The 10,732-nt window shown below is 71.7% G+C and carries 11 protein-coding genes; 2 read left to right on the top strand and 9 right to left on the bottom strand.

Annotated features, from left to right (window positions below):
- Window positions 1-15: 15 nt before the first annotated feature.
- From ABZ642_RS32095 to ABZ642_RS32125, 7 genes are all read right to left on the bottom strand, one after another.
- Window positions 16-1,830: an ABC transporter ATP-binding protein gene (locus ABZ642_RS32095; RefSeq protein ID WP_360490215.1), complete on the bottom strand. Its 1,815-nt coding sequence runs from the start codon at window positions 1,828-1,830 to the stop codon at window positions 16-18.
- A gap of 77 nt (window positions 1,831-1,907) precedes the next feature.
- Complete coding sequence (locus ABZ642_RS32100; RefSeq protein WP_360490217.1) at window positions 1,908-2,087, bottom strand: hypothetical protein; 180 nt, start codon at window positions 2,085-2,087, stop codon at window positions 1,908-1,910.
- Window positions 2,088-2,329: 242 nt separating this feature from the next.
- Window positions 2,330-3,130, bottom strand: coding sequence for an FAD:protein FMN transferase (locus tag ABZ642_RS32105; protein ID WP_360490219.1), 801 nt, complete (start codon window positions 3,128-3,130; stop codon window positions 2,330-2,332).
- Window positions 3,123-3,929, bottom strand: coding sequence for an FMN-binding protein (locus tag ABZ642_RS32110; RefSeq protein ID WP_360490221.1), 807 nt, complete (start codon window positions 3,927-3,929; stop codon window positions 3,123-3,125). The genes ABZ642_RS32105 and ABZ642_RS32110 overlap by 8 nt, the downstream gene beginning before the upstream one ends.
- Before the next feature lie 43 nt (window positions 3,930-3,972).
- Window positions 3,973-5,355 (bottom strand): ferredoxin reductase family protein, encoded by a 1,383-nt coding sequence (locus ABZ642_RS32115; RefSeq protein WP_360490223.1) that lies wholly within the window; start codon window positions 5,353-5,355, stop codon window positions 3,973-3,975.
- A gap of 59 nt (window positions 5,356-5,414) precedes the next feature.
- Entirely contained in the window at window positions 5,415-5,900 is a 486-nt protein-coding gene (locus ABZ642_RS32120) for an FMN-binding protein (RefSeq protein WP_360490225.1), read from the bottom strand.
- 10 nt (window positions 5,901-5,910) lie between these two features.
- Window positions 5,911-7,269 (bottom strand): ferric reductase-like transmembrane domain-containing protein, encoded by a 1,359-nt coding sequence (locus ABZ642_RS32125; RefSeq protein WP_360490227.1) that lies wholly within the window; start codon window positions 7,267-7,269, stop codon window positions 5,911-5,913.
- Window positions 7,270-7,419: 150 nt separating this feature from the next.
- Between ABZ642_RS32125 and ABZ642_RS32130 the strand changes: the two genes are divergently transcribed.
- Together ABZ642_RS32130 and ABZ642_RS32135 are read left to right on the top strand one after the other, a co-directional pair.
- Window positions 7,420-8,160 carry a response regulator transcription factor gene (locus ABZ642_RS32130; protein WP_360490404.1) on the top strand — a complete coding sequence of 247 codons (741 nt, stop codon included), beginning with the start codon at window positions 7,420-7,422 and terminating at the stop codon, window positions 8,158-8,160.
- Entirely contained in the window at window positions 8,157-9,638 is a 1,482-nt protein-coding gene (locus ABZ642_RS32135) for a HAMP domain-containing sensor histidine kinase (RefSeq protein WP_360490229.1), read from the top strand. Before ABZ642_RS32130 ends, ABZ642_RS32135 begins: the two co-directional genes overlap by 4 nt.
- 97 nt (window positions 9,639-9,735) lie before the next feature.
- Here the strand turns inward: ABZ642_RS32135 and ABZ642_RS32140 are convergent, their stop codons facing one another.
- Window positions 9,736-10,347, bottom strand: coding sequence for a hypothetical protein (locus ABZ642_RS32140; protein ID WP_360490231.1), 612 nt, complete (start codon window positions 10,345-10,347; stop codon window positions 9,736-9,738).
- Window positions 10,344-10,727: a hypothetical protein gene (locus ABZ642_RS32145; RefSeq protein WP_360490233.1), complete on the bottom strand. Its 384-nt coding sequence runs from the start codon at window positions 10,725-10,727 to the stop codon at window positions 10,344-10,346. The genes ABZ642_RS32140 and ABZ642_RS32145 overlap by 4 nt, the downstream gene beginning before the upstream one ends.
- Window positions 10,728-10,732 lie beyond the last annotated feature (5 nt).

The raw sequence follows: 10,732 nt of genomic DNA on the forward strand, positions 1-10,732 counted from the left end.
CTTGGCCGGCGAGGCTCAGGACAGCACCGCGCCCGCGTTCAGCCGGTGCAGCCGGGCGTACGTCCCTTCCCGCCGGAGCAGGTCCGCGTGCGCGCCGTCCTCGACGACCCGGCCGTGGTCGAGCACCACGATCCGGGTGGCGTCGCGGACGGTCAGCAGATTGTGCGAGATGACGATGGTCGTCCGCCCGGCCATCAGCCGGCGCAGCGGGTCCATGATCCGCCGGCCCGAGCGGACGTCGAGCCCGGCGGTCGGTTCGTCCAGGAGCAGCACCGGCGCGTCCCGGATCATCGCCCGGGCGATCGCCAGCCGCTGGCACTGGCCGCCGGAGAGCGTCCGGCCGCGCTGCCCGACGAGCGTGTCGTAGCCCTCCGGAAGCCGCTCGACGAACTCGTGCGCGTCCGCGGCCCGCGCCGCCGCAATGATCTCCGCCTCCGTGGCCGCCGGCCGGCCGTAGGCGATGTTGTCCCGCACGGTGCCGTGGAAGACCAGCGTCTCCTGCAGCACCACCGCCACGCTCTCCCGCACGTCCGACAGGCTGAACTCGCGCAGGTCGGTCCCGTCCAGCCGGACCGCGCCCCGGTCGGGGTCGTAGAACCGCAACTGCAGCTTCGCGAGCGTGGACTTGCCCGCCCCGCTCGCCCCGACCAGCGCCAGCGTCTGACCGGGCGCCACCTCGAAGGACACGTCCGACAGCGCCCAGGCCGCCGTACCGGGATAGCGGAACCACACCCCGTCGAACTCCACGGCACCCCGCGCCCGGTCGATCCGCCGGGCCCCCGGCGCCTCGGTCACCTGGGGGCGCTGGTCCAGCAGTTCGATGATCCGTTCCGCCGAGGCGGAGGCCGCGTAGAAGGTGGTGCCGAGCCCGGACAGGCCGTGCACCGGGCTGTACAGCTTGCCGATCAGGGCGAGGAACACCAGCAGTCCGCCGAGGGTGAGCTGGCCCTCCGCCAGCTTCCAGGTGCCGAGGCCCAGCACCGCGAGGCCGCCCGCCACCTCGATGAACTCGACGACGGGTCCGTACACGGCACGGATCCGTGCCGAGGCCATCGCCGCCCGGAACCTGCCGACGTTCTCCCGGTCGAACCGGCGTGCCTCCCAGCCCTGCCGGTTGTACGCCTGCACCAGCACCACGTTGCCCAGCGACTCCTCGGCGATCGCGCTGAGCGAGCCGCCGCGACGCCTGCGCTCCCGCGACGCCTCCTTGATCAGCCGGGAGAAGTGCCGGGCGGACCCCCAGAACAGCGGCACGATGACGAGGGCGAGCAGGGTCAGGTCCCAGCGCAGATAGAACAGCAGACCGACGAAGACACCGAGGCGGATCACGTAGTACAGGGCGTCCGCCACGCCCGAGAGCAGGAACGTCTCCACCGCGTCGACGTCGCCCGTGACCCGGGAGAGCACGTCCCCGAGCCGCCGGCGCTCGAAGAAGCCGAGCGACAGCCCCTGGACGTGCCGGAAGACATCGGAGCGCAGCGACAGCAGAAAGCGTTCGCCGACCCAGGTGGACGTCACATCGTCGGCGAAGCCCAGCACGCCGGAGCAGACGACGAGACCGAGATAGGCCGGTGCGACCCACAGGAACGGCCGCAGATCCCGAGGTACCAGCACGTCGTCCACGACGGTCTTGAACAGCCAGAGTTCCGCCGCGTCCACGACCGGGGCGGTCAGGCTCAGCAGGACGACGGGCACCAGCCAGCGGCGGCCGCCGCGGGTGTACGGCCAGAACCGCCGGAACACCTCACGTGGGGACACCGGGGGCGCGGCCGTGACGACGGCGTCGGACGGCTCGCCGGGCGACGGCGGATGCGGCAGGAAACGCACCATGACACAGATTCCCCGGGAGCCGGCGGCAGAGCGGACCGGCTTTCCCGGTCGCCGGTCCGCTCACCCTTCCCGTGCGGTCAGTAGCCGTTGTGCCCGTGCCGGTCGCCGTGGTCGTGGCGGTGGCCGTGCCGGTCGTCGTGGCCGTGGTCGTGGTCGTGGTCGTGACGGTGCCCGTGCCGGTCGTCGTGGTCGTGGCCGTGGTCGTGGTCGTCATGGTGCCGGTGCATGGCCGGCATGAGGTTGCTGAAGATGGCCATGGTGTTCCTCCCGGAACTTGCTTCACAGGGGATACGGCCGAGGGGGGAGATGGGATGGCGTATTGCGGGAGAAATCCGAAAAACTTCGCAGGAAGGTCCGGCAGTCGTTTCGTCTGCGGGTGGGTGGGGGCTGATCGCGCCCCGTGGCGGAGCCGCGGATCGGTACGGTCCCGCGCCCCTGAAGGGGCCCACGGGTGGGCGCGGGCGGCGCCCCGCCGGCGCAGGTGAGTCACACCCCGCCCTCAGCCCAGACGCGCCGCGAGCCCCCCGGTGCACCGCACCTCATCACCGGCCGTGATCAGCAGGGCCTCGACGTCCGGCAGGGACTCCAGCCAGGCCAACCCGGCCCGCGACCCCATCGCGAACGCCGCTGTGGCCCAGCAGTCCGCCCAGGTCAGACGGGGGCCGACCACCGTCACCGCCACCAGGTCCGTCACCGCGGACTTCCCGGTCCGCGGGTCGACGATATGGGCGCCCCGTTCCGCCGTACCGGACGTGGCCACCGCCAGCTCGTCCACCCCCGCCGCCGTGATCACCGCGGCCAGTCCGCCCGGCCTGAGCGGATCGGCGATCCCCACCCGCCAGGCCCGCGTGGGCTCGGGCGCGCCGAACATCTGGACGTCGCCGCCCCCGTTCACGCTCACCCCGGTCACCCCGGCCACCCGTGCCAGCGCCCGCGCCGCCCGCTCGACGGACCAGCCCTTGACGATGCCGGTGGGGTCCAGGCTCCCCCGGTAGCGGGTGCTGAACCAGCCGTCGCTCACCCGCTCCGCCTCGGCAGCGAGCTCCAGCACCTCGGCCATCTCGGGGTCGCACTCCGGGAGGCCGATCTCCTCCCGCGCCAGCCGGGACACCTGGCTGTTCTCGCGGTAGGTGCTGAACACCTCGTCGACCTGGTGCAGCCCGGCGACCGCCTCGTCCAGGGCCGCCCGTACGGCGTCCGGATCCCCGCCGCGGACGTCGAAGGAGAAGACGGTCCCCATGACCTCCTCCGCGTGACGCACCGTGGCGGGAGCCTCCGCGTCGGCCACCGCCTCAGCCACCGGCCTGGTCCAGCGCCGACTGCAGGGACTGCTTGTAGCCGGTGCTGGTGTAGGTGGCCCCGGAGACGGAGTCGATGTTCGCGTTCCCGGCCGCCACCGCCTCCTGGTTGAGCTTCGGCACGGACAGCGCGGTCTTCTGGTCGCTGGTGCCGCCCTTGGGCGCCTGTACGGCCTCCGCCTTGGTGATCTTTCCGCCGGAGACGGTGATCCGGACCTGCACCGGCCCGTACTGGGTCTGCGCGACCTGCCCGGTCACCGTCTTGGCCTGCGCCTGCGCGGAGCCGGAGGAACCCGAAGTACCCGATGAGGAGCCCGAGGAACCCGAGGCGCCGGTCGCGCCCGCCGTCTCCTTCATCTTGTCCAGCGCGGACTGCAGCGACTGCTTGTAGCCGGTGCTGGTGTAGGTCGCGCCGGAGACCGAGTCGATGTTCGCGCTCTGCGCCGCCACCGTCTCCTTGTTCAGCTGCGGCACCGACAGCGCGGTCTTCTGGTCGCTGGTGCCGCCCTTGGGCGCCTGGACCGCCTCGGCCTGCGTGATCTTGCCGTTGGCCACGGTCAGCCGAACCTGCACGACCCCGTACTGGGTCTGCGTCGCGTCACCGGTGACGGTGGTGGCGCCGGCGGCCCCGGTGCCGCCCTGCGGCGACTCCTGGCCCGCCGCCGCGGCCGAGGGGGCCGCGCCCGCCGCCGACGCGGACGCCGGGTCGGACGACGGCTTCAGCGACAGCAGCAGCACGACACCGGACACGGTCGCCGCGGTGGCCAGCACCACACGCCGGAGGGGGTGACTCTTCCTCATCGTTTCCGAACTCCCGATTCCCTGGATTCCGTGGTCCCGTCGCTCACATCTCGAACGACTCGTGATGGATGCGGCGGGCGGGAACCCCCGCGCCGCGCAGTGCTTCGTACACGCCCTGCGCGAACCCGGGCGGGCCGCACATGAAGACGTCGTGGTTGTCGATGTCCGGGATCTTCCGCTGGAGGTTCTCGGCGGAGATGTCCGGCCGCTCGCCCTCCGGGCTGTTGACCGCGTACATCAGCCGGGCCCCGCGCTCGTTGGCGATCTTGGCCAGTTCGTCCCAGAGCGCCAGGTCCTGCGTGGTGTTGGCCCGGTAGAGCAGGGTCAGGTCGCCGGCGGCGCCGGGCAGCGTCTCGAACAGCGCCCGCATCGGCGTGATCCCGACGCCGCCCGCCACCAGCAGAACCTTGCCGCGGCTGCGCCGGGACGCGGTCATCGCCCCGTACGGCCCTTCGGCCCACACCCTGGTTCCGGGCCGTAGTTCGCGCAGCCGCGCGCTGTGGTCGCCGATCGCCTTGACGGTGATCCGCAGCATGTCGGGGCGGGGCGCCGCCGACAGCGAGTACGGGTGCGAACTGAACCGCATCCCGGGGGCCATGAACCGCCAGCGGAAGAACTGGCCGGCCTGCGCGCCCATCCGGTGCAGCCTGCGCCCGCCGATCAGCACCGAGACGATGCCCGGCGTCTCCTCGATGACCGCCTCGACCCGCATCCGGTGCCGCAGGTTGAGCCGGATCGGGGTGAGGATCCGGTACCAGACGACCAGCGCGGTGACGGCGCCGTACAGGCCGTACCAGAAGGTCTTGGCGATCGGCGTGAGGGCGAAGTCGTTGCCGGTGGTGATCTGGTGCCAGAAGGTCAGGAACACCGCGGCGTACGTGAGCAGGTGCACGTGGTACCAGGTGTCGTACGGCATCCTGCGCCGGACCGGGCCGATCGACGTCAACCCGATGACCACGAACAGGCCGGTGCCGATGGCCGCCTTGCCCATGTCGGGGAGCTGGTTGATGGAGTCGATGGTCTGCTGGACGATGTCGTTCAGCGTCTTGCCTGCCTGCAGGGCATAGCCCCACATGATGAGGAAGACGTGCGCGAAGACCAGGCAGAGGGTGTATCGGCCGCTCATCGCGTGCCAGCGGGCGACGCGGTCGGAGCCGACCCGCCGCTCCAGTGCCGGCACCCGGGCCATTTGCAGCACGACGAGTGCCATCAGGTACCCGGCCAGCAGGCCGGTGATCCGGCCGGCGTTGAGGATCTTGCCGTTCTGGTCGGCGATGGACGGCGTGTTGTGCCACCACAGCCACAGCACGGCCGCCGCGCCCGCCCATACGGCGAGCAGCAGCGGTACGGCCGGGGAGCGGCGCGGGCGGATGCGGCGCATCGTCTGGCGGCGGGCGGCACGTCCGCCTGCGAGCGTGGTGGTCACGGTTCCTCCGTGGGGACTTGACCCTTGGCCCACAGATACGTGCGGCACGGCCCGAGTGTTCAGCGACCTGCGGAGTCCAGTGCCGACTGGAGTGACTGCTTGTAGCCGGTGCTGGTGTAGGTGGCCCCGGAGACGGTGTCGATCTGCGCGCTCTGCGCCGTCAGCGTCTCGCGGCGCAACTGCGGGATGGCGTAGCTGTTGATCTGCTGGTCACGGGGGTTCTCCGTCGGGTACTGCACGGCCGTGACGTCGGTGATCTTTCCGCTCTTGATGGTCACCTTCACCTGGACGGGGCCCCAGCGGGTCTGGACCGTGTCCCCGGTGACGGTCCGGGTGCCGGAGCTGCTGCTCCCGGACTTGCCGGAGCCGCTGCTCGCGCCCGGTGAGTCGCTCGCGCCGGCCGACGGGGCAGGAGCCGCCGAGTCGCTGATCACGGTCGGGGTGGTGTGCGGCTTCAGCGCCAGCAGCATCACCATCCCGGAGACGGTGGCGGCACTCGCCAGCATGATCCGCCGCAGCGGCCGGTTCTTGTTCAGTGCGTGCACGACAGGGGCCTCACAGCTCGAAGGACTCGTGGTGGATACGGCGATCGGGCACGCCGGCGGCGCGCAGCGCCCCGTACAGCTCCTGGGCGAAGCCGTGCGGACCGCAGATGTACACGTCGTAACCGGCAAGGCCCGGGAAGGCCGCCCGCAGCGACTCCGCCGTCAGGGCGGGGCGCTCGCCCTGTGAGCCGTTGAGGGCGTACAGCACCTGGGCCCCGCGCCAGCGTGCGATCGCCTCCAGCTCGCCGCCCAGCGCCAGGTCCTCGGCGGTACGCGCCCGGTAGAGCAGCGTGACCTCGCCGGGCAGGGTCTCGAAGAGCGCCCGCAGCGGGGTGACGCCGACGCCGGCCGCGATCAGCAGGGTCCGGTGACTGCTGGCCCGGTCCGCGGTGAGTGCGCCGTACGGGCCCTCCGCCCACACCCGGGTGCCTGGGCGCAGCAGTGCCACCGCCGTGCTGTGGTCACCGAGTGCCTTGACGGTGATCCGCAGCAGGTCATCGCGCGGCGGTGCCGACAGGGAGTAGGGGGTCGACGTCCACCCCATGCCGTCGCCGCCGAAGAAGCGCCAGCGGAAGAATTGCCCGGCCTGGGCGCCCAGCTCCTCGATCCGCCGGCCCTGGACGACGACCGAGTAGACGCCCGGCGCCTCCTTCTGCACGGAGTGCACGCGCAGCCGGTGCCGGAGGTTGAGCCGCACGGGCCCCAGGATCCGGAACCACAGCACCAGCGCCGCGACCCCCAGGTACAGCGCGTACCAGAAGGCGGTGGCGACCGGCTTGCCGTTGAAGTCGTTGCCCAGCGTCAGCTGGTGGAAGAAGGCGAGGAAGACGGCCGCGTACGTGAGCAGGTGGACGTAGTACCAGAACTCGTAGCTGGTACGGCGCCGCGCCGCGCGCATCGAGGTGATGCCGACGGCGAAGAGGATCACCGTACCGGCGGTCGCCTTCAGCATGTCGGGGTAGTCCAGGACGACGTTCAGCGTCTCGTGGACGAGCGAGGCGTGGTCCTGGGCCGCGTACCCGGTGAGGATCAGCGCGACGTGGACGACCAGCAGACAGACCGTGTACCGGCCGGCCATCGCATGCCAGCGGGCGACCCGGTCCGAGCCGATCCGCACCTCCAGCACGGACACCCGGGCCATCAGGCCGACGAGCACCGCGCAGGCGTACCCGCACAGCAGCCCGGCGATCCGGCCGGCCCCGGTCAGCCAGCCCGCCGCACCGACGACCGAGCCGGTGTCCGACCACCACAGCAGGACCACGGCCGCCGCACCGGCCCACAGCAGAGCGAGCACGGCGGCGGCGGGGGAGCGGCGCGTGGCCACGGCGTGCATGGCCGAGGCCGTACGCCGTTCGTCCACGGTCGTCATGAGTCGTGTCCTTTCTCCGGTCAGGACGCCACTGTGCAACCCGAACTTCTGAGCACCCTCTGAACCGGGACCGCCTGAGCCGGCTCAGAGGAAACTCAGAGCACCGGGGGTCCCTCAGCGCGGCTCGAAGGAGCGATGCTGGTAGACGCGATGAACACGACCCGCTCCGGCCGCCCTGCCCTCACCCGACCCGACGGCACCCCGCTCCGGGTCCTCGTCGTCGACGACGACCCCGACCTCGCTGAGGTGCTCACCGGTGCCCTTCGCTACGAAGGCTGGGAGGTCCGCGAGGCCGGCGACGGCGCGACCGCGCTGACCACCGCCCGCGAGCTGCTCCCGGACGCGGTGGTCCTCGACGTGATGCTCCCGGACACCGACGGCTTCGCCGTGCTCCGCTCGCTGCACCAGGTCAAGCCGGATGTCTGTGTGCTCTTCCTCACCGCCCGGGACGCCGTCGAGGACCGCATCACCGGCATCACCGCGGGCGGCGACGACTACGTGACCAAGCCCTTCAGCCTGGAGGAGGTGGTCGCCCGGCTGCGCGGCCTGCTGCGCCGGGCCGGCATGGCCCGCCAGCAGGAGGACGGCCCCCGGCTGGTCGTCGGCGACCTGACCATGGACGAGGAGGCCCGCGAGGTGACCCGGGCGGGCGAGCTGATCGAGCTCTCCCCGACCGAGTTCGAACTCCTCCGCTTCCTGATGCGCAACCCGCGCCGCGTCCTCAGCAAGGCACAGATTCTCGACCGCGTCTGGTCCTACGACTTCGGCGGCCGCGCCCACGTCGTCGAGCTGTACATCTCCTACCTGCGCAAGAAGGTGGACGCGGGCCGTGAGCCCATGATCCACACGGTCCGCGGCGCGGGTTACGTCCTCAAGCCGGTGACCAGGTGAGTCTCGTACGACGGCTACGAGCGCTACGGCGCCTGCCCCGCCCCCGCACCCTCCGCGCCCGCCTCACGGCCGGACTGGTCGTCCTGCTCGCGCTGAGCTGCGCGGCCGTGGGCGTCGCGGCCGTGGTCGAGCTGAACGGCTTTCTCACCGGGCGTCTGGACCAGCAGCTCCAGCAGACCGGGCCGAGCTTCCCGCAGTCGCTGGAACACGGCACGTACAAGCCCAGTGACCGCGACGGCGACGAGCATGGCGACACCCGGCGCCAGGCCGCCGGCACCTTCGGCGCCCGCCTCCTCAACGGCCGGGTCACCAACGCGGCCCTGATCCCGTCCGGCGCCGACCCCGACCTGACCGTCGGCCTCACCGCGGGCGACCGTGCGGCCCTCGCCCGGATCCCGGTGGACGGCAGGGCGCACACGGTCCCCCTCGCCTCGATCCACGACTACCGGCTCCTGGCCTGGACCGGCCGCGACGGCGACGTCCTGATCACCGGTCTGCCCCTGGAGCCCGTCCGGGCCACCGTGCACCGCCTGGAACTGGTCTCCGCCGCCGTCTTCGGCCTCGCCCTGGCCGTGGCCGGAGTGGCCGGCGCCCTCTGGGTCCGCTGGTCCCTGCGTCCCCTGAGCCGCGTCGCGGCGACGGCCGCCCGGGTCAGCGAACTCCCGCTCGCCAGCGGCGAGGTGGCCCTGCCGCCCCGCGCCCCCGAGTCCGACCCCCGCGGCGAGGTCGGCCGGATGGCCACCGCGTTCAACCGCATGCTGGGCCACGTCGAGGACGCGCTCACCAAACGCCACGCCAGCGAGGAACGCCTGCGCACCTTCGCGGCCGACGCCAGCCACGAACTGCGCACCCCGGTCGCCTCGGTCCGCGGCCACGCGGAACTGGCGCTGCTCCACCCGGGCCCGCTGCCTCCCGAGATCACCCGGGCCCTGGAGCGCATCGCCGCCGAGTCCGCCCGGATGGGCGAGATGGTCGACGACCTCCTCCTGCTGGCCCGCCTGGACGCGGGCCGCCCGCTGGAGAGCCACCCGGTCGACCTCACTCGCCTGACCCTGGACGCGGTCACGGACGCCCGCGTCACGGGTCCCGACCACCGCTGGACCCTGGACCTCCCCGAGGAACCGGTGACGGTGCCGGGTGACACGCACCGCCTGCAACAGGTGTTGGCCAACCTGTTGGCCAACGCCCGACTGCACACCCCTGCGGGCACGAAGGTGACGGTGACGCTGGAGACGGACGGCACCCGGGTGGCCCTTCAGGTCCACGACGACGGCCCCGGCATCCCGGAGGACATCCGATCCGGCGTCTTCGAACGCTTCACGAGAGCGGAACACCGCCGCCGCGCGGACGCCCCCGGCGGGGGAGCGGGCCTTGGCCTGTCGATCGTGGCGGCGGTGGTGGAGGCGCACCGGGGGACGGTGACCTTGGAGAGCCGTCCGGGCGCGACGACGTTCATAGTTGAACTACCGCTCGGCTGATCCGCCCAGCGGGACGGGCTGGATCAACATCACCAGCTGCGGCTCCGCCGTCTGAACGAGACAAGCCAAGTGGACCGGCACGGGCTGATCAACCACGCTACTCCGCGCCACCACTTCCGCATTCCTGGACCGGCGTCACGGACAACACGCTCCGTGCGGCCAGCACCACACGCTTCTCACCTGCGGTCCGCAGTACCACCCCACCCGGGCCGGATCCCAGGAACTCCCCGCACTGCTCGCCACTCCTTGTCGCCACCCGCACCAGTTGGTCAGGCGCAGACTCCGTGGTCGCCCAGGCGACGACGACCGCACCGCACACCAGAACGATCCCCACCACGAAGTACACCGAGGCCTGCCGCAGCGCCCCGGTGACCCGAACGACCTCCTGCTCGGTCCATCGACGCAGCACCTGCCCGGTGAGCAATACCCGACTGCCCGGTCGGCCATGAGCGGCCCGTACCGCCAGTACCGAGCCGGCGGCCAGTGACCCAAACGCCACGGTGAGCAACACCGCGGCCGTGTTCCGCGCGACGGCCGGAAGCTGCGACAGATCGTCACGCCCCTTGAGCGTCACCAGCACCGCCAGCAATGTGGTGAGCCCGGTCAGCCCATTGCGCCAGCCCTCCGCCTGCTTCCGGAGTTCGCTGAGCTCGGAGAACTCCATCTCGCGCGCCAGTTGGGTCCAGCGTCGGTCGGACTGCGCGCTCATCCGGCCTCACCTCGATTCAGCACCTCGATGCGCCAACTGGCTCCGCAGCCGATGAACGGGGCGTCCTGCGGAAGGTTCGGATGCGGATGCCCGCACTCGCAGAAATGGGTCTCCTGGAGCAATTGTCCGGCGTCCTCGACCGGATCCGGCTCGGGCTGCTTCCCGGCGAGCCAGGACCGCAGCCCCTTGGTACCGGTACCGGGCGCGCCGTGACGGTACTCGGTGGACGTCTGCCCGTGACAGCGCGGGCACTTGCCCGCGACGACGAGACCTTGCCGGTCCGTGGACGCGGTGTGGGTGAAGGCGGTGGCTGTCCGGCCCATGTCCTCCTCCGCGTAGGCAAGGTCGAAGTGATGTGCGGCGTTGGGCGGTTGGGTCATATGCG

Origin of the sequence: Streptomyces sp. NPDC007157 (assembly GCF_040634235.1) — a bacterium.
Classification (GTDB): Bacteria; Actinomycetota; Actinomycetes; order Streptomycetales; family Streptomycetaceae; genus Streptomyces.